At 57.6% G+C, this 21581-nt stretch carries 26 protein-coding genes; 23 read left to right on the top strand and 3 right to left on the bottom strand.

Translation table 11 applies throughout. The annotated features are described in order from the left end of the window. Positions 1 to 23: 23 nt before the first annotated feature. Positions 24 to 1781: a terminase ATPase subunit family protein gene (locus tag ACYZTY_RS08645; RefSeq protein ID WP_461959277.1), complete on the bottom strand. Its 1758-nt coding sequence runs from the start codon at positions 1779 to 1781 to the stop codon at positions 24 to 26. A gap of 140 nt (positions 1782 to 1921) precedes the next feature. On the opposite strand from ACYZTY_RS08645, the gene ACYZTY_RS08640 reads away from it, so the two are divergent. The 10 genes from ACYZTY_RS08640 (at position 1922) to ACYZTY_RS08595 (ending at position 8579) form a co-directional block, all read left to right on the top strand. After that, complete coding sequence (locus ACYZTY_RS08640; protein WP_461958102.1) at positions 1922 to 2752, top strand: GPO family capsid scaffolding protein; 831 nt, start codon at positions 1922 to 1924, stop codon at positions 2750 to 2752. A 30-nt stretch (positions 2753 to 2782) separates the two neighbouring features. Continuing rightward, positions 2783 to 3793 carry a phage major capsid protein, P2 family gene (locus tag ACYZTY_RS08635; RefSeq protein WP_461958101.1) on the top strand — a complete coding sequence of 337 codons (1011 nt, stop codon included), beginning with the start codon at positions 2783 to 2785 and terminating at the stop codon, positions 3791 to 3793. A gap of 11 nt (positions 3794 to 3804) precedes the next feature. Next, the gene (locus tag ACYZTY_RS08630) at positions 3805 to 4503 is read left to right on the top strand and encodes a phage terminase small subunit (RefSeq protein WP_461958100.1); all 699 of its coding nucleotides are present in this window, start codon (positions 3805 to 3807) and stop codon (positions 4501 to 4503) included. A 103-nt stretch (positions 4504 to 4606) separates the two neighbouring features. Further along, positions 4607 to 5068 (top strand): head completion/stabilization protein, encoded by a 462-nt coding sequence (locus ACYZTY_RS08625; protein ID WP_461958099.1) that lies wholly within the window; start codon positions 4607 to 4609, stop codon positions 5066 to 5068. Next, positions 5068 to 5280 (top strand): tail protein X, encoded by a 213-nt coding sequence (locus tag ACYZTY_RS08620; protein WP_461958098.1) that lies wholly within the window; start codon positions 5068 to 5070, stop codon positions 5278 to 5280. The genes ACYZTY_RS08625 and ACYZTY_RS08620 overlap by 1 nt, the downstream gene beginning before the upstream one ends. 50 nt (positions 5281 to 5330) lie before the next feature. Beyond that, positions 5331 to 5645, top strand: coding sequence for a phage holin, lambda family (locus ACYZTY_RS08615; protein WP_461958097.1), 315 nt, complete (start codon positions 5331 to 5333; stop codon positions 5643 to 5645). Further along, positions 5642 to 6484, top strand: coding sequence for an N-acetylmuramidase domain-containing protein (locus tag ACYZTY_RS08610; RefSeq protein ID WP_461958096.1), 843 nt, complete (start codon positions 5642 to 5644; stop codon positions 6482 to 6484). The genes ACYZTY_RS08615 and ACYZTY_RS08610 overlap by 4 nt, the downstream gene beginning before the upstream one ends. A 45-nt stretch (positions 6485 to 6529) precedes the next feature. Further along, positions 6530 to 7006, top strand: coding sequence for a phage tail protein (locus tag ACYZTY_RS08605; RefSeq protein WP_461958095.1), 477 nt, complete (start codon positions 6530 to 6532; stop codon positions 7004 to 7006). Beyond that, complete coding sequence (locus ACYZTY_RS08600; RefSeq protein WP_461958094.1) at positions 7003 to 7461, top strand: phage virion morphogenesis protein; 459 nt, start codon at positions 7003 to 7005, stop codon at positions 7459 to 7461. The genes ACYZTY_RS08605 and ACYZTY_RS08600 overlap by 4 nt, the downstream gene beginning before the upstream one ends. Positions 7462 to 7532: 71 nt before the next feature. Beyond that, complete coding sequence (locus ACYZTY_RS08595; protein WP_461958093.1) at positions 7533 to 8579, top strand: restriction endonuclease; 1047 nt, start codon at positions 7533 to 7535, stop codon at positions 8577 to 8579. A 119-nt stretch (positions 8580 to 8698) separates the two neighbouring features. On the opposite strand, the gene ACYZTY_RS08590 is transcribed toward ACYZTY_RS08595, so the two are convergent. Then, positions 8699 to 9397 carry a DUF2971 domain-containing protein gene (locus ACYZTY_RS08590; RefSeq protein WP_461958092.1) on the bottom strand — a complete coding sequence of 233 codons (699 nt, stop codon included), beginning with the start codon at positions 9395 to 9397 and terminating at the stop codon, positions 8699 to 8701. A gap of 113 nt (positions 9398 to 9510) precedes the next feature. Between ACYZTY_RS08590 and ACYZTY_RS08585 the strand changes: the two genes are divergently transcribed. The 13 genes from ACYZTY_RS08585 (at position 9511) to ACYZTY_RS08525 (ending at position 20937) form a co-directional block, all read left to right on the top strand. Continuing rightward, the gene (locus tag ACYZTY_RS08585) at positions 9511 to 10083 is read left to right on the top strand and encodes a phage baseplate assembly protein V (protein ID WP_461958091.1); all 573 of its coding nucleotides are present in this window, start codon (positions 9511 to 9513) and stop codon (positions 10081 to 10083) included. Beyond that, complete coding sequence (locus ACYZTY_RS08580) at positions 10080 to 10424, top strand: GPW/gp25 family protein (RefSeq protein ID WP_461958090.1); 345 nt, start codon at positions 10080 to 10082, stop codon at positions 10422 to 10424. Before ACYZTY_RS08585 ends, ACYZTY_RS08580 begins: the two co-directional genes overlap by 4 nt. Then, entirely contained in the window at positions 10421 to 11338 is a 918-nt protein-coding gene (locus ACYZTY_RS08575) for a baseplate assembly protein (RefSeq protein WP_461958089.1), read from the top strand. Before ACYZTY_RS08580 ends, ACYZTY_RS08575 begins: the two co-directional genes overlap by 4 nt. Continuing rightward, a complete protein-coding gene (locus ACYZTY_RS08570; RefSeq protein WP_461958088.1) occupies positions 11331 to 11954 on the top strand; it encodes a phage tail protein I in 624 nt (207 codons plus the stop codon). The genes ACYZTY_RS08575 and ACYZTY_RS08570 overlap by 8 nt, the downstream gene beginning before the upstream one ends. Beyond that, positions 11947 to 13446 carry a phage tail protein gene (locus tag ACYZTY_RS08565; RefSeq protein ID WP_461958087.1) on the top strand — a complete coding sequence of 500 codons (1500 nt, stop codon included), beginning with the start codon at positions 11947 to 11949 and terminating at the stop codon, positions 13444 to 13446. The genes ACYZTY_RS08570 and ACYZTY_RS08565 overlap by 8 nt, the downstream gene beginning before the upstream one ends. Before the next feature lie 7 nt (positions 13447 to 13453). After that, a complete protein-coding gene (locus tag ACYZTY_RS08560) occupies positions 13454 to 14017 on the top strand; it encodes a tail fiber assembly protein (RefSeq protein ID WP_461959276.1) in 564 nt (187 codons plus the stop codon). Between the two features lie 103 nt (positions 14018 to 14120). Next, positions 14121 to 15290: a phage tail sheath protein gene (locus ACYZTY_RS08555; RefSeq protein ID WP_461958086.1), complete on the top strand. Its 1170-nt coding sequence runs from the start codon at positions 14121 to 14123 to the stop codon at positions 15288 to 15290. A 15-nt stretch (positions 15291 to 15305) separates the two neighbouring features. Beyond that, positions 15306 to 15821: a phage major tail tube protein gene (locus ACYZTY_RS08550; protein ID WP_461958085.1), complete on the top strand. Its 516-nt coding sequence runs from the start codon at positions 15306 to 15308 to the stop codon at positions 15819 to 15821. 27 nt (positions 15822 to 15848) lie between these two features. Beyond that, entirely contained in the window at positions 15849 to 16178 is a 330-nt protein-coding gene (locus tag ACYZTY_RS08545) for a phage tail assembly protein (RefSeq protein WP_461958084.1), read from the top strand. A gap of 8 nt (positions 16179 to 16186) precedes the next feature. Further along, entirely contained in the window at positions 16187 to 16306 is a 120-nt protein-coding gene (locus ACYZTY_RS08540) for a GpE family phage tail protein (RefSeq protein WP_111450164.1), read from the top strand. Next, positions 16296 to 19214, top strand: a complete 2919-nt coding sequence (locus ACYZTY_RS08535; RefSeq protein WP_461958083.1) for a phage tail tape measure protein — start codon at positions 16296 to 16298, stop codon at positions 19212 to 19214. The genes ACYZTY_RS08540 and ACYZTY_RS08535 overlap by 11 nt, the downstream gene beginning before the upstream one ends. A gap of 5 nt (positions 19215 to 19219) precedes the next feature. Next, a complete protein-coding gene (locus tag ACYZTY_RS08530) occupies positions 19220 to 19660 on the top strand; it encodes a phage tail protein (RefSeq protein ID WP_461958082.1) in 441 nt (146 codons plus the stop codon). After that, positions 19657 to 20937: a phage late control D family protein gene (locus tag ACYZTY_RS08525; protein WP_461958081.1), complete on the top strand. Its 1281-nt coding sequence runs from the start codon at positions 19657 to 19659 to the stop codon at positions 20935 to 20937. Before ACYZTY_RS08530 ends, ACYZTY_RS08525 begins: the two co-directional genes overlap by 4 nt. 294 nt (positions 20938 to 21231) lie before the next feature. Here the strand turns inward: ACYZTY_RS08525 and ACYZTY_RS08520 are convergent, their stop codons facing one another. Next, on the bottom strand, positions 21232 to 21441 hold the full coding sequence (locus ACYZTY_RS08520) for an RNA-binding protein (protein ID WP_461958080.1): 210 nt from the start codon (positions 21439 to 21441) through the stop codon (positions 21232 to 21234). Between the last annotated feature and the right edge of the window lie 140 nt (positions 21442 to 21581).

Below are 21581 nucleotides of genomic sequence, written 5' to 3'. Positions count from 1 at the left end.
CTGGTTGGCCAGTTGTTCCGTCATCAATAAATCTCCATCCGCCCAGTATTGGCAGCCGTCTGCCCTTCAAGCGGTTCATTGTGCAATGCATGAAAAAGCGCCCACGCCAGATCGGCGTGGCCGGTGGTGTCGTTGCGCCCAGCGGTATAGGTGTACTGACGCCCACCAGCAGTGACGGTCTTACGAATCGCCATCAGCGACTGCGCCATATCAGTCCAGCCCGCATCAAACTCCAGCCGCCCCTTGTGAATCACGTCGTAGGCCTTAAGCACCAACCGCGTTTTTACTTCGGGCGAGTAACTGAAAGTGGTCACGGCCGGGAAGAACTGGCGAACCAACTGCGCCACACCACTACCCAGCCCGGTGACATCGATACCGATGTAAGTCACCCAGTACCGATCGCACACACCCTTGATAAAAGACGCCTGCGCAGCGAAATCCATCCCCCGAAACTGATGCCGCTCAAGCACACGAAATTTGCCACCCGGCACCAACGGCGGCGCGACCACCACCAGCCCCGAACAGTCACCCGTCTCCGCCGGGTCATACCCCACCCACACCTGCCGGTCGCCAAACGGCCGCATGGCGAAAGGTTTGTAGTCCTCAGCCCACTCAACCCAGCTATCGACCATGCACGACTGCAACAACGCCAGCGGAAAGATGCTCGCCCCATCGTCGACAAACTCACACATCAACAAATTGGCGTAGGCCTCAGGACTGTATTCGCGGCGCAGCTCTTCGATGTCAAACAGATCACAACCGCCCCGTTCCGCATCAAGGATCGTGACGATCTGCCGCCACAACCGGTCCTCACAAAACCGCCCCTGCTGGAGCGAACCGTGAGACACGTCCACCTTCGTGTGCTGTGCCGCGGGCTTGCCCTTGTTAAACCGCTCGCCCGTCCAGAAGGTGTACGCCTCATGGGCCATGCTGGACGGCGTCGAGAAGTAGGTCTTGCGCCACTTCTTGTGCATCGCCATGCCAGAGGCGACTTTGTTCAGCTCCTCAAACTTGAACGTCCAGAAGAACTCATCAAAGTAGAAATTGCCGTGGTACCCCTGTGCGGTACGCGCATTGGTGCCGAGAAAATACAACTCAGCACCGTTGGGCAGGACGATGGGGTCACCAGTCAGATCAACCCCAATCACCTCCCGGGCAAACGCCAGAATGTAGCCGCGAAACAGATAGGCCTGGTTCTTCGAAGCTGACAGGAAAATCTGGTTCCGCCCCGTGTCCAGGGCATCGATAAACGCCTCACGGGCAAAGTAGTAAGTCGCGCCAATCTGCCGACTCTTTAGAATGACGCGGGTGCGCTGGTTGCCAGCCCGATACCAATCCTTCTGATAGTCAAAGCAGCCATCGATAAACGCTTCGCGCAGCAGCTCGATCTGGTCTTCGCTGATATCGTTTTTCGGGGTTTTCTTCTTCGGCCCTTCGTTGCGCTTGGCCAGGTTCGGATTGAGATCGGTCTCGGTACCGCCACCCTGAAAGCGCTGGATGCGTGCCTGCCGCTCAAGTTGCCGGTGCAGTAGATCAATCTCTTTGAAATCGCCGCCGCTCTTACCGTCCTTGAGGATCAGTTGCACCAACCGCGCTTCCAACGCCCCGCCGATGCGCTCGACATTGTCCGCCCGGTCCCAAGCGTCCCGGGCCTTCCAGCTGTGCAGCGTTTTCTCCTTTTCCCCCGTCGCTTCGGCGATCTCGCAGACACGCCACCCCATCCAATACAGAAACTTGGATTGCCGGCGGGGATCGATGGGCAACAGTGCGGTCGTGGTCATGGCCACGATGCTGCCGCCCCAGCCCGCGACTCAGTAGCACCGCCCCATGTACCCTCCCCGCCTACAGTCCCGCCTCATTGCCGCCACCCGCGCGCGACCCGAACATGCCCCTCATTGCAACGCACTGAGAATTCCCCGGCATGAAGAAATTCCGCAGCAACTGGTTCCGCGTCGCCGTCGAGGGCGCGACCTCGGACAAGCGCACCATCAAACGCGACTGGCTGGAACAGGCCGCCAAAAACTTCAACCCGACCACCTACGGCGCCCGCATCTGGCTGGAGCATTTCCGCAGCCTGCTGCCAGACAGCCCGTTCAAGGCATACGGTGATGTCCTCGCCGTGAAGACAGAAGAAATCGACATCAACGGTCAGAAGAAACTGGCGCTGTTCGCCCAAGTCGAGCCGACCGCCGATCTGATCGCCATGAACAAAGCGAAACAGAAGATCTACACCTCGATTGAAATCGACGACAGCTTCGCCGACACCGGTGAGGCCTACATCGTTGGTCTGGCCGTGACCGACTCCCCGGCCAGCCTCGGTACCGACGTACTCGCCTTCTCAGCGCAGAAGCCCGACGTTAGCCCGTTCAAGGACCGGCACTACTCCGCAACCTCGATGTTCACCGAAGCCGTAGAAGCCGAGCTGAAATTCGAAGAGTTCGAAGAAAAACCAAGCCTCGGCGCCCAGCTCTTCAGCAAGGTACAAACCCTGCTCAAAGGCAAACAGGCCAAGGACGACACCGAGTTCGCCCAGCTCGGCCAAGCCGTCGAAACCATCGCCGAACACGTTAAAGACCTGCCCGACCAACTGGCCGTGGAGAAGCAGTTTTCGGCAAGTCTGAAAACCCAACTCGACCAACTGAGCAAAGACTTCACCGAGCTGAAAACCAAACTCTCGACCACCCAAGACCCCAACCAGAAGACACGCCCTCAGGTCACCGGCGACGGTAACCAGATCATGACAGACTGCTGAACCCAGCCCGAGTAACCAAGGACGACCTCCATGCGCAACGACACCCGCAACCTCTTCAACGCTTACCTCGGGCAGTTGACCAAACTGCACGGCGTGCCCGACGTCACCACCAAGTTCGCCACCTCGCCGAGCGTCACCCAGACCTTGGAAACCCGCATGCAGGAATCCAGTCAGTTCCTCAGCGCGATCAACATCTACGGCGTCACCGAGCAGATGGGAGAGAAGATCGGCATGGGCATCGGCGGCCCCAACGCGGGTACCACCGACACCACCCAGAAGGATCGTGAAACCAGCGACATCACCACCCTCGATGATCGCGGCTACTTTTGCTCGCAGACCAACTTCGACACCCACCTGCGGTACAGCAAGCTGGACGCCTGGGCCAAGTTCCCCGACTTTCAGGCGCGCATCCGCGACGCGATCCTGAAGCGCCAGGCACTGGACCGCATCCTGATCGGCTGGAACGGCACCAGCCGCGCCCCTACCTCCAACCCGGCGACCAACCCTCTGCGCCAGGACGTCAACATCGGCTGGCTGCAAAAGATGCGCACCGAAAACGCCGCACGCGTAATGAAGGAAATCAAAGAAGGCACAGACAAGATCGGCATCGGTGCCGGCAAAGACTTCACCAACCTCGACGCCCTGGTGTTCAGCATGGCCGAAGAGTTCATTGCGCCCTGGTATCAGGAAGACCCGGACCTGGTGGTGATCTGCGGTCGCCAACTGCTGGCCGACAAGTACTTCCCGATCATCAACAAAGACAACGCCCCGAGCGAAATGCTGGCCGTCGACATCGTCACCAGTCAGAAGCGCTTGGGCAACTTGCCGGCAGTGCGTGTGCCGTACTTCCCCGCACGCGCGCTGCTGGTCATCAAGCTGGAAAACCTGTCGATCTACTGGCAGGAAGGCAGCCGCCGTCGTACCGTCCTCGACAACGCCAAACGCGACCGCATCGAAAACTACGAGTCAGTCAACGACGCCTACGTCATCGAGGATCTGGAATGCGCGGCCCTCGCTGAAAACATCGAAATCGCATCGTAAGACAGACGACCATGACCAACCCCTGCCGTCATCACTTCCTGCGTGTCACGGCCGCCATTGAGGCGGCCGCGGTCGAGCCCAACCAAACCATGGCCGGCGCCACCGCCTACGAACACCAGCTCAATCAGCTGCTGCAGGATCGCCTGCGCCTGAAACAGATCCAGTCGAATCAAGGCAAAGCCGAACTCAAACGCCAGTTGCTGCCCGACTACGTGCCCTATGTACAAGGTGTCCTAGAGGCTGGCCTGGGTGCCCAGGACGAAGTGATGACCACCGTCATGGTCTGGCGCTTCGATGCCGGTGATTTCAGCGGCGGCCTCGACATCGCCCAGTACGTGCTGAAGTACAAAATGGTCATGCCGGACCGCTTCGCCCGCACCTTGGGTTGCCTCGTCGCAGAAGAAATCGCCACCGCGGCGTTAAGCGCCCAGAAGATCAACGAACCGTTCGACCTGGGCATTCTGCATCGCGCCGCCGAACTGACCGACGCCGAAGACATGCCCGATCAGGCCCGCGCCAAACTGTTCCTCGCCATGGGTCGCGCCACGCTGGAAGGCATAACCGAAGAACTCCCCGGCCAACCCGGTCAAGTACAGGCCGGCATCGACCGGCTGAAAAAAGCCATCGAGCTGCACGACGCCTGCGGTGGCAAAAAGGATCTGGAGCGGGCCGATCGCCTGCTCAACAAACTCGTCGCCACTGGCGGCTAACAGAGCGTCCCCACGCACCCCGCCGGCTCGGGGCGGATCGGCCAGGCCACGCACCTGAACGTGAAGCCCCGACCACCGGCGACCTAACACAGAGTGCAGTTCCATGAGCGGATTCGTAGCGGTCGGCAAAGCACCCGCCGGCCACATCAACACCGACGCTTTCTGGCCATCGATCAATCTCGACGACGTGCGCGGCACGCTGAGGATCGACGCCAGCGTCACCGCGGTCCGACTGGAAACCGCGACCATCTCTGCCGCGATCACTGTTAACCGCGAGTTCGCCGAGTGGCGCCGAAGCAAACAGGCCGAGGGCTACCCCAACCTCGCCGATATCCCGGCCGATCAGGTCGAAGGCGTGTCGCAATACGTCCACCTCTATAAGCGGGCGATCTACGCCGCGACCGGTGCGGAAATCTGCGAACGCTACCGCTCCTACGACAGCACCAACAGCGGCAACCAGAACGCTGACGACCTTACCCCGAGCATCGACGAACTGCGCCGCGACCAGCGCTGGGCCGTGCGCGACTTCCTCGGCCTCGGTCGCACTACGGTGGAGTTGATCTGATGACCGTCACCGTCCGCGCCCAGCAAAACGACACCGTCGATGCCCTCTGCTGGCGACATTACGGCCGCACCGCTGGTGTGACTGAAGCCGTACTCGAAGCCAATCCCGGTCTGGCCGACCACGGACCGACATTGCCCCAAGGCCTCGCCGTGCAAATGCCTGAAACACAAACCGCCGCCCCTCAGCGGCAGATGGTGAACCTGTGGGACTGACCCATTGACACCGTGCCCTAGAACCCACCCTGATCCATGGAAGGAAACACATGCCTGAACGCCCCGACACCTGGGCTTGGCTCGCCGCCTGGCTCGAACACAACTGGCCGACCCTATACGCCGGCCTCCTGTCACTGATCATCGCTGCCCTGCGGATCATGTACGGCGGTGGCACGTTACGCAGCATCGCCATCGAAGCCCCGCTCTGCGGCGCGTTAGCAATGGCGGCAAGCCATGGCCTTCCGTTGCTCGGTGTTTCCGCGTCCACGGCGCCATTTTTCGGTGGCATTATCGGCCTGCTCGGCGTGGAAGGAACCCGCGCAGCAGCCAGGAAATTTTTCATTCGCAAGGAAGCCTCACGATGATTCCATTACGTTACGGTGACCGCTCGCAAGCGGTCCGCCATCTGCAAACCACCCTGAACAATAACGGCGCTCGTTTGATCGTTGACGGGCATTACGGCGACAGCACCGAAGCGGCCGTGCGTGCTTATCAGTTGCGCATCGGTCTGGTGGCCGATGGCATCGCCGGCCACAAAACGCAGGGTGCGCTCGCCGGTAATGACTGCCAGCAACTCCTGAAAAACGCCGACCTGGTCAACGCCGCGCAACGGCTCGACGTGCCGCTGGCAACCCTTTACGCCGTCAACGAAGTCGAATCAAAAGGCCGAGGCTTTCTCGATATCGGCAAGCCGGTGATCCTGTTCGAACGACACATCATGTACCGTCGACTTTCGAAAGTTCGACACGAAAGCGAAAACCACGCCGACCTCAAACGCCGCGCCGATCAACTCGCCGCTGCTCATCCGACCATCGTCAACCCCAAAGCCGGTGGCTACATCGGCGGTAGTGCCGAACATCAGCGGCTGGGCAGCGCTCGCGTGCTTAGCGACATTGCCGCCCTGGAATCCGCGTCATGGGGCGCCTTCCAGATCATGGGCTTTCACTGGGAACGTCTGGGATTCGCCAGCGTGCAGGATTTCGTTGCGGCCATGAGCGCGGATGAGTCGCAGCAGTTCGATGCGTTCGTGCGCTTCATCGAAACGGACCCGGCTTTGTACAAGGAACTGAAGGCACGCAAATGGGCCGAGTTCGCAAAGCTCTACAATGGGCCGGACTATCAGCGAAACCTGTACGACATCAAGCTCCAACGCGCCTACGAACGGCATGAGAGCTGCGGTTGTGGTCAGTTGGTGGCCGCATGATTCGATCCTCCATCGCTTACCCAGACATCAACGCCACAGGCTGCCATGAACAAACCCGATAGCCTGCGCTCTCATCTGTTGAGCACCATTGCCGAACTCAAGCACAACCCTGACCGGTTGCTGATGTTCATCGACAACGGCAAGGTTCGCTGCACTGCCGCAGCGAGCCTGTCGTTCGAATACAGCTTTGATTTGCAGATCATCCTGACAGACTTCGCAGGGCATCCCGACAGCGTTACGTTGCCGATGCTTGGCTGGCTGAGCGTGCATCAATCCGAGCTGCTGGAGAACCTGAACAAGTCCGCGGAAGGCATTCGGTTCGAAGTGGACATCCTCGATAACAGCAAAGTGGACATGAGTTTGACACTGCGGCTGACTGAGCGTGTGGTGGTGGGTAAGGATGACGAAGGCAACACCACCGTTCGCCATTCTAGTGAGCCCCAGCGAATCGCCGCGTTTCTCGACCCAAACTGGGTGCCGAACGCTAATGGTAACGGCAGCGAATGGAGCGTCTCAAAGTGAACAATCATCTGGAAGCGCTGGAAGACTGGGCGTCAGGCCTGCTCGAACAACTCGAACCGGCGTCGCGCAACAGACTGGGCAGAAGCCTTGGTCAAACGTTGCGGCAAAGCCAGCAGCAACGAATCATTGCTCAGCGCAATCCGGATGGCAGTAAGTATGTACGACGGAAAAAACGCTGTTTGCGCGGAGGACAAGGGAGGGTGAAACTAAAGGTGAAGATGCTAAAAAAACTGCGAACAGCCAATTTCATGAAGGCTCATGGTCATGGCGGTGCGATCAGCGTAGGGTTCACTGGGCGAAATGCTCGCATTGCGATGGTCCATCAGTATGGGTTGAGAGATAGTGCAGAACGTGGCGCAGTGAAAACAAAGTACGAAAAGCGCGAAGCTCTGGGGTTTACAGAAGCTGATTTTGACTTGATCAAAGACCATCTGTTCTCACACCTCATACAGTAATAGCGCAAGAAGAGCTGAACAGCATCTTTCATCAATAATTTTAATATCTAAAACTTACTTTTGGCGAGTTTATGGAAAACAGAATAGAAGCCGGTATAATTTTCGAGCAACTGGTAGAAAAAATACTTAAGTACAACAATTTTACAATATTCAAGACCCAGCCATCGCACGCCGATCTTCTAATTAGAAAAAATAGCACAACTTGGGTAGTGGAGATAAAGCACTACAAAACGCAAAGAGCGCAACTTAAACTACTTAGCAATGCCGCAAAACAAATCCGCATAGCAATGGAGAAAAGACCAATTGCTAGAGGAATGCTGGTTGCGTCTTGCATTATAACGCAGGAACAGCGAGCATATTTACGCCAACGGTATGGCATTACCATTATCGATAGGCAAGAGCTTTTTCATCTCGCATCTGACTCACCTGAGCTCATCGAAGAGCTTTACGCAAATTTAGAAATTCACCCAAACGACTTAGCTTCTACGATCGAAGACTTTTATAGCTCGCCAACAGAAATAGAAACAGAAGTTCAGCTAACCCCCCAACCAATTCCAGAGCTAATAAAGCCAAGCCCAGCAGATACTACAGGCACCAAATTATCCGCAGAACTACGCGGTGTTCCACCTGGTAAAGCGCATTGGAATACGTATGAAAAAACATGCGAAAAAATACTTAAATATCTCTTTGAAGACCATTTAGCTGGCTGGAGCGCACAATATAGAACGGACGACGAGCTAAATCGATTTGATTATGTTTGCCGTATAAAGCCCTCTACTGAATTTTGGGATTTTGTACTCCAGCATTTGCAAAGCCGGTACATAATCTTCGAATTCAAAAACTACGAAGACCCTATTAGACAAGGCCAGGTTCTCACGACAGAAAAATACTTATTAGAAAAAGGATTAAGGCGTGTCGCAATCATGTTCACCCGAAAAGGTGCCCATGCCAGTGCGGTAAAAATGACCCAAGGGGCCATGCGAGAATCAGGAAAACTTATAATGATTTTAGACGACAAGCAAATTTGCCGAATGCTTCAAATGAAGGAAAATGGTAGCGACCCTACAGATCTGCTATTTGATATAACTGACAAGTTCCTTCTATCTCTACCCCGTTAAGTCTGACTGAGAATTTACGGGCCAATGCGGGTCGCATTTATACAGCCGCCTGTTACTGCGGCTTTTCATGTATGGCACCACCAAAGGCGCCATGATCGACTGAGCGCCCCATGCCCCATTCAAATATCATCGACATTTATTTCATCTATATGAATTGGGTCTGGCGATCTGTAGAGCGCCGAGCGCTGCACAGTCCCCTTGTAATTGAAATAGCTTTTAAAATAAAACTTAAACGCTTGAATTAGTTCTTCTGGCGCCCTAGGATCCAATAGGATTCGATCAATTAACGCATGAGGCTCAACCGGAATGGTAAAACCTTTTTGATCCTTTGAAGAAACTTCAGACTTGGAATACAAAGTCGCCCTCCACTCATCCTCATGCTCAAATGCATCTCGCTTAATATAAAGAGCGTCTATCGCACGATTAATAAAAAAACTTTCATTTAGATCCGCCGCGATACTTTTTACTTCAATCAGCAAATCAGCCTGAGATTTATATTCAACCTTATCAACTCTAAACCTATAGTTTTTATCCTTTGCTGCATCCTTCAGAGCGGCCCGCAATTTCAAAACTGTAGTGGAGATTCTTACGCCCATTCCATTTTGAGAATAGATTCGCCACATAGCGTCAGAAATTGGTGTGCGGCTCCAACACTGTGCGAAGACCGCATGATTTTTTGAGTGTTTTATGTGATTTTCGTATGGATCTTCCCAAGAACCTGGATTTGCAAAATACAGTTCTTTTTTTTCAAAGATCTGCACAACTTTGGTGAAATCCAGAATCCGATATAGCCGCGCCGAACGTTCCGTTCCTGCCATAAAAACCTCCTGCCCACTTAAGTAACGTAGCTAAAGTTCGCATCGTTTGTAGAGAGAGAGCATACAACGCTCCGAGAGTGTGCTCACTAGAACATGGCGCCACCATCGAAGCCATGAACGACTTAGCCACCCTCGCCCGACTGATCGAAAACCTCATCCGCTACGGCACCATCGCCGAAATTCAGATGAAGCCTCCGCGCGTGCGCGTAGAAACCGGGAAATTGACCACTGGCTGGCTGCCATGGATCGCAGTAGGGGCCGGTGCCGACAAGGAATGGGACCCGCCTACCTTGGGCGAACAGATCATTCTATTCAGTCCGTCCGGTCAGCTCGGCAATGGCGTTGTCCTGGCAGGCATATTTAGCGACCACAGTCCGGCCAACGGCGAACGCGCAGGCCTGCACCGCCGCACCTATCGCGACGGGGCCGTAATTGAGTACGACAGCATCACCCACCGCCTGAACGCAGCGCTGCCCGAAGGAGCTACCAGCAAATTAATCAGCCAAGGCGGCATCCACATCGTCGGCCCGATCACCCATGAGGGCAACTACACCCAGACCGGCAACCAGACCATCACGGGCAAGGTCACAGTCTCGGTGGACGTAGTCGCAGCCAACATCAGCCTGGTCAAACACCCCCACGGCGGCGTCATGTCCGGCAGCGGCATAACAGGCCAACCGCAATGAACCGAGAAACCGGCGCCGCCATTGACCTGGTCGAAAACATCGCCCAGTCCATCACCGACATCCTGACCACCCGCCTCGGCACTCGCATCATGCGCCGCGAGTACGGCAGCTTGTTGCCCGAGCTGGTGGACCAGCCATTCAACGACTTCACCCGGTTGCAGGTCTATGCAGCCACCGTCATGGCCCTGATGCGCTGGGAACCACGCGTCAATCTCAGCCGCGTGCAATTTCACAGCGCCACGTTCGCAGGCCAATCAACCCTGGAGCTTGAGGGCAGCATCGTCGATAACAATGAGACGTTGAGCCTCAGCGTTCCTCTGCAACTGGGAGGCAGCGCATGAACACCTTCGTCGCCATCGACCTGAGCCAGCTCCCGGCACCGGAGATCGTCGAACAGATCGATTACGAACAGATCCTTGCCGAGCGCAAAGCCTATGCCATCAGCCTCTGGCCAGCCGACGAACAAGCGGAAATCGCCGCACGCCTCAGCATGGAATCGGAGCCGCTAACCAAACTGCTCGAGGAGAACGCTTACCGCGAAATGATCTGGCGCCAACGGGTTAATGAGGCATCGGTGGCCAACATGCTGGCGCTGGCCAAGGGCGCCGACCTCGAGAACCTGGCCACCAACTACAACGTCAAACGATTAGTCATTCAGGTCGCCACCCCCTCAGCCATACCGCCGCTGCCAAAGCTAATGGAAAGCGACGACAGCCTGCGCGAACGCGCACAAATGGCTTGGGAAGGTCTCAGCACAGCCGGCCCACGTAACAGCTACATCTTCCACGCACGTTCCGCCGACGGTCGCGCTGCCGATGCCACAGCAGAAAGCCCTAAACCCGCAGAAGCAGTCATCACCGTGCAATCAGCCCTAGGCAATGGCAGCGCCTCAGCCGATCTGCTGGCCACCGTTAAAGCCTACCTCAGCGACGATGACCGCCGTCCGTTAGGGGATCGCCTGACCGTCCAGAGCGCGCAAATCATCAACTACACAATCCGCGCCGAACTTTACCTACTGACCTCGGGACCCGAGTCAGAGCTGATCCTGAAAGCGGCAAAAGAACGGCTATCGAAATTTGTGCATCAACGCCGTCGATTAGGCTTGGAGATTTCCGAATCCATCCTCCACGCCTCGCTGCACGTCGAGGGCGTGCGCAAAGTTGTGCTGGACGATTGGGACGACATCACGGCCACGCCCTACCAGGCGCCCTATTGCACCGACATTGTCCTGTCACTGGGGCTCGATGATGGCTGACCTATCATTGCTCCCGCCCAACGCCACACCACTGGAGCACCAAGCCGCTAGAGCCTTGGCGCAGATCCAGCGCGTACCCATCCCGCTACGCCAACTCTACAACCCAGACCTCTGTCCCGCGCCCTTGCTACCCTATCTGGCTTGGGCTTTCTCGGTAGACCGCTGGGACAGCCAATGGCCCGAATCGGCCAAGCGTTCAGCCATCCACTCCGCCTACTACATCCACTCCCGCAAAGGCACCCTCGGCTCACTGCGCCGCGTCGTCGAGCCGCTGGGCTTTGTGATTGACGTCGTGGAATGGTGGCAGACCCTCCCGCTCGGCCCGCGCGCTACCTTCGCCCTGAACATCAGCGTGTCCGAAACCGGTATCACCGAACAGATGTACCAGGAACTGACCTGGCTCATCGACGACGCCAAGCCCCTCACCCGCCACCTGGTCAGCCTCGACATCATTCTGGAAACCCACGTCGATACTTACTCAACAATTGCACTCGATGACGGCGACGAAATCGATGTGTATCCGTGGGTCAACCCGGACATCGACGTATTCATTCAAGGCTACAGCGGCACCCGCATTTACACCCTCGACGAACTGGACGTGCACCTTCATGGTTGATAAGAACACCCTTTTCGGCGGCATGCTCACCCACCTCGGAGCCGCCAAGAAAACCAACTGCGATGCCCTCGGCATTCCCTGGGAACCGAGCTACATGCTGATCGGTGACGCGGACGACGACGATCCTGTTCCCCATCCATCCCAGACCCAATTGATCAATCAGGTGCATCGCGCTCCGCTTAATCAACTGCGCGTCTCCCCAACCGATCCAAACGTCTTGATAGCCGAAGTGGTGTTGCCACCGGAGGTCGGCGGCTGGTGGATGAGGGAGCTGGCCCTTGAGGATAAGGATGGTGTGTTTTCGGCGGTCGCGAATCTGGCGCCCAGCTACAAACCGCTGCTGTCTCAAGGCACGGGGCGCAACCAGGTGGTGCGGATGCACATCATCACCAATGGCACCGCCAACATTCAGCTCAAAATTGACCCGTCCGTGGTGCTGGCCACCCGCGACTATGTCGATCGCTCGATCAATGCCGGGTCGGTATTCACATTGGTGTCGTCATCGCGAACGTTAACCGCAAAAGAAATGGGGATGGTGTTGATCGATGCCAGCGCGGGTGCACTGACCATTCAACTTCCGTCAGCAGACTCAAAGTTGGGAAAACGCGATGTGATTGTTCACCGCAAAGACAACAGCATCAATCGTCTGGTCATCAAGGCCAAAGGCAAAGACGCCCTGAAATTCCATACTCACTTGAACCCAGCCGGCTACCCCTTCCTGGTGCTGATGGGCGCGGGCGATTGGTGGCATTTGCGCAGTGATGGGGCGGGAAGCTGGTGGCCGGTCGGGCGCTTCGACAACACGCCGCTTGGGCGCCCCGTGTTTGAGACCACGATCGAATTCAGCCCGGGAGGTTACGGCGCCTTGAATGGGCAGCTTTTGAAACGAGACGAATGGCCATGGCTATGGGATCACGCCCAACGATCAGGAATGATTTACCGGGAAAAACAGCGCTCCATGGCAGGCGGATGGAGTATTGGCGACCAGGTTTCCTCGTTTCGCGGTCCGGAAGTGCGGGGCGAGTTTTTCAGAGTGCTCGACGAAGGAAGGCTCGTGGACCAGTCGATAGTCTCTGCGGTGACAAAAGCAGGCAGTACTGAAATGACCGAGGTAAGACATCGCTCGCTGATCGCCTTGGGGATGACTTTAGAGGGGGGTGGTTTTCCAGCCGGCACAACGATCACTTCATTCAAAGACTCCGTGATAGTGGCTTCGCATGCATCAACATCGGATGGACCTGTGGAGCTGAAAGTAATCGGGCGGGTTGCCGGATCATGGGCTCCCGGCACGTTTGAACGTCACACCCACGGCATCTCGTTTGGATCGGGTACTGGAAGCCATGACACTCTTACGCCTCGAATCCTTCCCAGTACCGCAGACCAAGCTTATGTGGTGAGCAGAAACTCGTCACCTTCCTATATCGCTCGCAATGGCGACGCAGAAACCCGTCCCCGCAACGTCGCCTACCCCGGCCGTATCAAAATGATTTGAGGTCTTGATGATTACCTATTTGATTGACGAAGCCGGCGCGCTTTCTGGCCCGGTTACTTTCCCCGCCATTCCGGGTTTCGGCCCGCAACTGCCCGGTAACGCGGTGCAAGTCCCGAAGGTGCTTGTCCCACCAGATTCAGGCAAAACCTGGGCGCTGATAGATGGAGAGACTCAGCAAATGCTCGACCTGCGGGGCACCGTTTTCCGCACCGATAACGGCACGGAACAATCATGGCAACAGTTGGGAAAACTGCCCGAAGGGCTCACAACCCAGCGGTGGCCTGGCGAGCATTTCAAATGGATCGATGGGCAATGGACACTCGACGAATCCGCCCAACGCGCGGCGCTAAGCGCTCAAGTCCTGGACCTTCGAGATAACATGCTGCGTGACGCGCAACTGCGCATTGCCCCCCTTCAATACGCAGAAAAACTGGGCACCGCCACCTCTGAGGAACAGGCCTCACTCATGGACTGGATGCGCTACAGCGTGGAACTCAACCGCATCGAGCAGCAGGACCAATTCCCCAGCACCATCACTTGGCCGATTGAGCCTCGCCAGCAGCGTCGGTAAACGCGCGTTGTCGTCATGCCCCCTACAACCCCGACCGCGCGACGAATTGACCTGCGCGCGGCAGCCTGTGCACTGACTTAACCCTCACCGCACAGGCCGCATCATGTCCGACTACCTACACGGCGTGCGAGTCATCGAACTCAACGATGGCTCACGCCCGATCCGCACCATCCCCACCGCCGTCATCGGCATGGTGTGCACCGCCGACGATGCCGACCCGACGGTCTTTCCCTTCGACACCCCCGTCCTGATCACCAGCGTCCAGACCGCCATCGGCAAAGCCGGTGTAAAAGGCACCCTTGCCGCCAGCTTGCAAGCCATCGCCGACCAGACCAAACCCTACGTCATCGTCGTCCGCGTAAAGGAAGGTCAGGATGAAGCCGAGACCACCAGCGCCTTGATCGGCACCACCACCGACATGGGCAAATACACCGGCATGAAAGCCCTGCTGGCCGCCAAGTCCAGACTTGGCCTAGTGCCGCGCATTCTTGGCGTCCCAGGCTTGGACACCCTACCCGTCGCCACCGCACTCGCGGCCATCGCCCAGCAGTTACGGGCCTTCAGCTACGTCAGTGCATGGGGCTGCAACACCAAGGAAGAAGCCGTCGCCTATCGCAATAATTTCGGCGCACGGGAAGTCATGGTCATCTGGCCCGATTTCCTAAGCTGGGACACCGCCACCAACAAAACCGTCAACGCCACTGCCACCGCTCGCGCCCTCGGGCTCCGTGCCAAGATCGATCAGCAAACCGGCTGGCACAAAACCCTCTCCAACATTGCCGTCAACGGCGTCACCGGCATCAACGCCGACGTGTTCTGGGACCTGCAAAACCCCGCCACCGACGCCAACTACCTCAACGGCCACGAGGTCACCACACTGATCAACGAGGGCGGCATGCGCTTCTGGGGCAGTCGCACCTGCAGCGACGATCCGCTGTTCGCTTTCGAGAGCTACACCCGCACCGCGCAAGTGCTGGCCGACACCATGGCCGGCACGCAGATGTGGGCCATGGACAAGCCCCTGCACGCCTCCTTGGTGCGCGACATGATCGAGGGGGTCAACGCCGAGTTTCGCAGCAAGGTCTCCGCCGGCTATTTGATGGGGGGAAGTTGCTGGTACCCCGAAGACATCAACACCAAGGACACCCTCAAGGCCGGCAAGCTCTGGCTCGATTATGACTACACCCCGGTTCCGCCGCTGGAAGACCTCACCCTGCGCCAGCGCATCACCGATCGCTACCTCATCAACTTCGCCAGCCAGATCAATCGCTAACCGGAGAACTGCGCCATGGCCATGCCGCGCAAACTGAAAAACCTCAACCTGTTCAACGATGCCAACAGCTATGTCGGTGTTGTGAAGTCGGTCGTGCTGCCGCCGCTGGGTCGCAAGATGGAAGCTTATCGCGGTGGCGGTATGAACGGCCCGGTCAAGGCGGACCTGGGCTTCTCCGACGACGGCATTCAGTTCGAATGGAAGACCGGCGGCTTGGATCTGATTTCCCTGCGCCAGTTCGGCGCCGTCAATGCCTCGGGCGTTGCGCTGCGGTTCGCTGGCTCGTTTCAACAAGACGATACCGGCGACGTCAGCGCCGTGGAAGTCGTCCTGCGCGGCCGCCACGAAACCATCGAGATGGGCGACCACGAGCCCGGCGAAGACACCGAACACAGCGTCACCACCACCTGCTCCTACTACAAGCTGATCGTCGACAGCGAAGACATCATCGAAATCGACTTGCTCAACTTCATCGAGAAGGTCAACGGCGTCGATCTGCTCGAAAAGCAACGCGCCGCCATCGGCCTTTAACCTCCCCGTCACCCTCTGGAAGATCCCATGCACACCGACGAAACCACCCAAACGCAGTCCCCCGTAGAAGACAACACCGTCTCCCTCGACGCGCCCATCAAACGCGGCAAGACCACCATCGACGTCATCACGTTGCGCAAGCCTTCTTCGGGCGAACTGCGCGGCGTGCACCTGGTGGAGTTGCTGAACATGGACGTGGCCACCCTGATGAAGATCCTGCCGCGCATCACGACGCCTGGGATCACCGCACCGGAAGTCGCTGGCATGGACCCGGCCGACCTGTTGGCTTGTGGCAGCAAGATTTCCGGTTTTTTGTTGCAGAAATCGGTGAAGACGGACGCCTTCCTCGTTGCATAGAGGACGCCATGGCTGACCTCGCGGTGGTCTTTCACTGGGCGCCGGCTGATATGGATCAGCTGGGCCTGCAAGAACTCATGGAATGGCGCGAGCGCGCCAGGGTGCGGAGCGTCGCCGATGGCGAATGACTTAAAACTTCGGGTGCTGCTCAGTGCCATCGACAAGGCGACTCGCCCACTCAAGGCCATCAACCACGGCAGCATCGGCGCCGCCCGCGCGCTGAAAGAGGCGCGCGACAGCCTCAAGGCACTCAACGCGCAACAGAAAGACATCAGCGCATGGCGCACACAACGTGCAGCAGCCGAGCAAACCGAACAGGCCCTGGGTGCCGCGCGTGACAAGGTCAAGGCGCTCAGCCAGCAGTTTTCGGCCATGGGCGCTCCCACGAAAGCCATGTCGAAAGACTTTCGCGCGGCCATGCGGGAGGCGCAGAAGCTCAAACAGCAGCATCAACTCAGCAGTGAACAGCTTCAAAGCCTGCGCGGCCGATTGAACGCTGCCGGCATCAGCACCAAAAACCTCGGCGACCATGAGCGTCAGTTGCGAGAGCAGGTTCGCGCAACCAACAACAGCATCAGCGAACAAACCAAACGTCTGGCGACACTGGGCGCTCAACAAAGACGACTGGCGGCGGCTCGCGCGACCTTCGATAAATCCAAAAATTTCGCCAGCGACTTGGCTGGAAAAGGTGCAGCCGCCACCGCTGGCGGTAGTGCGACTTTGTACGCAGGCGCAAAGATGCTCGCGCCCGGCATCGACTTCGACGCCAGCATGAGCAAAGTGCAGGCGATCTCTCGGCTTGATAAAAACGCTGAGGAGTTGGGAGCGTTGCGCAAACAGGCCCGCGAATTGGGTGGTAAAACCCAATTCACAGCCGGCCAGGCGGCGGACGCTCAAGGCTTCCTTGGCATGGCCGGTTTCGATCCTACGGCGACCAAAGCGGCGATGCCGGGAATGCTCGATCTCGCGGCCGCTGGCGGTGCCGATCTGGCACAGACTGCAGACATCGCCTCAAACATCCTGTCCGGACTCGGCATGAGTGCCGGCCAAATGGGCAAACTGGGCGATGTGTTGGTGGGCACTTTCACCCGCTCCAACACCAACCTGCAGATGCTCGGCGACACAATGAAGTACGCCGCCCCCATGGCGAAAACCTACGGCATTGAGCTGGAGGTGGCCGCCGCCATGGCGGGCAAACTGGGTGACGCAGGTTTGCAAGGCAGCATGGGCGGTACCGCGCTCAGCTCAATCATGAACCGTCTGGCCGCCCCGCCCAAGGCAGCGGAAAAGGCCTTGGAACAACTGAACATCACCACCGCCGACGCCCACGGGAATTTGCGAAACCTGCCGGACATTCTCAACGAGATCTACGACAAAACCAAAGACCTGGGCACCGCCTCAAAAGGTGGACTGTTTAAAGCCATCGCGGGTGAAGAAGCGGTCAAAGGCATGGCCCAACTGGTGGAGCAAGCCGGCACTGGGGAATTGCAAAAGCTCATCGTGAGTCTGCGGCAAAGCCAGGGCGAAGCTTCGCGAACGGCAAGCGTCATGGCCGATAACCTCAAGGGTGATCTGAAGACTCTAAGCAGTGCCTGGGAGGATCTCGGTATCGAGCTGCAAACCCAGCAGGATGGGCCGTTGCGCGGGCTGATTCAGTCCGTCTCGGAGGTCATTCGCGGCATAAAAAGCTGGGCCAACGAAAACCCGAACCTCGCTGCCGGACTCGTCAAAGCCATCGCCATCATCGCCGCACTGGCCATCGCCCTTGGCGGGTTGTTGATGGTGGCGGCCAGCGTACTGTTGCCGTTTGCCGCGTTACGTTTGATGTTCGCTTTGATGGGCATACGACTGCCCGGTTTGATCAGCCTGTTGTGGAAGCTCGGCCGGTTCGTGCTGCCCTTCGTTGGCAAAGCACTGCTCATGCTTGGCCGCGCACTGATGCTCAATCCCATCGGGTTGGCGATCACCGCCATCGCCGGGGCGGCTTACCTGATCTACCAAAACTGGGAGGCGGTGAAGGCGTACTTCACCGATGCCTGGAAGGAAATTAAAGCCGGGTTCAACGACGGTACCAGCGGCATCCTCAAAACCTTGGCCAACTTCAGCCCGATCGGATTGCTCTACCGAGCCTTCTCGGCGGTGATGAAATACCTGGGCATCGAACTGCCCAGCCGCTTTACCGAGTTCGGCGGGATGATCATCGACGGTCTGGTCAACGGGCTGAGGGCAGGCTTCGGCAAGCTCAAAGACGTGATGGGCGAGATCAGCGATTCAACCATTGGCTGGTTCAAGGAAAAGCTCGGCATCCAGAGCCCTTCGCGGGTTTTTGCCGAACTGGGTGGTTTCACCATGGCGGGGCTCACCCAAGGGTTGGAGCGCAGCCAGCATGAGCCTATCGGTGCGATGGTCGAGACGGCTCAGCGAATCATGGCCATCGCAAGAGCGGGCACGCTCACGCAAAGCCTCAATACGTCACCGTCAACAGTAAGAACCGATAGCCGCACTTCGCTCTCGGACGGCTCCATCACAGCCCCCCACTCACAGGGATTGCTGCGTCACCTGAGCGCCCCCCTTGAGGCGATGGCAGAGATGAATCAGCGCATCACAGCCACCGCGCGAGCATTCACATTCACGCAAAGCAACGACCCGTCGCCGTCGACAGGGAGACCCGATAACCGTCCGCTGCGTCAGGACGGTTTCACCATGCCAAACCCCACCCAAGGATTGCAACGTCGCCAGACTCTACCCATCGATGCGATAGCCGAAATGAGTCAGCGACTCATCGCCACCGCGAAAGCTCTCAGGCTACCGCAACGCACTGACCCGTCGCGTCCCGTATGGAATATCGATAACCGCCCTGCGCTTAAACCCGCTGCGCCACCGGCTTTCGACAGCCACGACAGTTACGAAATCAACATCCACACCACACCGGGTATGGATGCGCTGGCGATCGGTCGCGCAGTACGAGCAGAGCTGACCCGCGTCCAGTACGAGAAAGATGCCCGTCAGCGCAGCCGACTGGCCGACCTGGAGTAATCCCCATGATGCTTGCCCTGGGCATGTTCGTCTTCAGCCTCTCCACCGCGGCTTATCAAACACTGCAACGCCAGACCGAATGGCGCCATGCCAGCAACTCGCGTGTCGGAGCGGCCCCGGCACGGCAATTTGTGGGACGCGGTGACGACGCCATCACCCTCCCCGGCGTCATCCTCCCCGAGCTGGCCGGCACCACGCTCAGCCTGGATGCCCTTCGCCTCATGGCCAACACCGGCAAGGCGTGGCCCATGGTGGAAGGCAGCGGCCGCATCTACGGCCTGTGGGTGATCGACAGCTTGAGCGAAACCAAGACGGTGTTTTTCCGCGACGGCACACCACGCCGGATCGAATTCAACCTCAGCCTCAAGCGAATTGACGACGACAGCATTGACCTGATTGGTGCCGGGACAAGCGTGGGCGTCAGCATCATGAGGAACTTGCTGTGATCGATGCAGCGCTCTCACGGGTGACCGGTTTCTTGAACGAAGCCGCCGAACGCTTTCAGCGTAACGCCACTTATCCCATACCGGCGATCCGCATCACTGTCGATGACAAAGACATCGCCCCAGCGATCATCCCTCGATTGATCAGCCTCGATCTGATGGACAACCTTGGGATCGAGGCCGACCAATTGACCATTACCCTCAGCGACCACGACGGTCTGCTGGCGATTCCACCCAAAGGCGCAATCATTCGTTTCTGGCTCGGCTGGAGCGATACCGGCCTGGTGGACAAAGGCACCTACACCGTCGATGAAACCGAACACAGCGGCGCCCCGGACGTGCTGCATATCCGCGCTCGATCTGCGGACTTTCGTAAAAGCCTGAAGACCAAACGCGAACGCAGCTGGAGCAACACCACCCTCGGCGACGTCCTCGGCGACATCGCCTTGGGCAACGGTCTGACCGCAACCATCGCCGCCGCCCTCAAAGGCTTGCCCATCCTGCAGCTCGACCAGGCCAACGAATCCGACGCCAACCTGATCAGCCGTATCGGTGAGGAGTTCGACGCGGTGGTCACCATCAAGGCCGGCTGCCTGCTGTGCTTGCCGGCGGGCGGTGGCAAGACCGCCAGCGGAACCGAGCTGCCGCACATCAACCTCACCCGCGCCGACGGTGACCAACACCGCTACCTACAAGCCGACCGCGACAGCTACGACGGCGTGCGCGCCTATTTCTACGACGTGAACAGCGCCAAGAAACAGGAAGCCATTGCCGGCAGCGGCGAAAACTTCAAGGACCTGCGCCACTCCTACAGCGACCACCAGTCCGCCCTGCGTGCTGCCCGGGCTGAGTTCAATCGCCTGCAACGCGGGAGCGCCACGCTCAGTTACACGCTGGCAATGGGGCGTCCGGATCTGATTCCGGAACTCACTTACACACTCCAGGGAGTGAAGGACGAGATCGATGAAATCATCTGGTACGGCGGGAACGTGCAACACACCCTCAGTGCGGACAACGGCTACACCGTCAGCCTTGCGCTGGAGAGCAAGCTACCGGATGACAGCGTAGAGAACCTGGTCGACGAGAACAACAGTGACTTTACCGGTGTCATTGCCCACTACCGCGACAAGAAGACCGGAAAGGAGAAGACGTTATCGGCTGGGGATCAGAGCAAGCCGAAGCGGTTACGATGGTTGTACGCCACAGAGAAAGCGGCGAAGCGGGCGGTCGATCGGGAGTGGAGGCGGATGCAAGCAGAACAGAAAGAGCCCGGTGGATGATAGTGACCGAGTCACATCGCAGCATGGTTGAACTTGGCGCGCAAAAAAAAAGGGGCCAATACCAACACCGTCCGATGCCGGTGAGTTTGTAGCCCACGCGAGGTCTGGCACGACACCGGCCAGCAATCAAGTTAAACATCGGCTACAAGAATTGACGGATGTTTTGAACATCATTCAGTTCTACCGCAAAAAAATCCAACATGACTTCAAATGAATTTTACAACTTATCACTATTACATTATCAAAAAAAAAACCGAATGTTACCGAAGACCAAACACTTTTCGGCAAAAGAGACTATTTCAACGCCAGGGTTGCATCATAAACGTCGTCATCATAATACAAATACGAGCGAGATCCATTTTCTAAATTCACTAAAGCGGTCTTCTTCGCCCTATCGAAGATCACCGTTTTAACTTTTACGCCTGGTTCTCTTTCTATGATTTCCTTGATCGTTTGCTCGCTGCCTGTAGCTGGCACGTTCACAAACTTAATTTCATTACTCATATTTATCTCTCCTCTTCATTTTTAGCACAATGCATTGCTATCTTTAACGCGCAATCGACACTTGCCAACTGTAAGAAATAACAGTTTTTTAGATCCAATCGAAATTACGACTCTAGCCGAATCGCAAAACTGGAAAAACA

Source organism: Pseudomonas sp. LB1P83, from assembly GCF_054897885.1.
The sequence above is the reverse complement of the archived record's forward strand: the minus strand, read 5'-3'. Positions and strand labels throughout refer to the sequence as shown.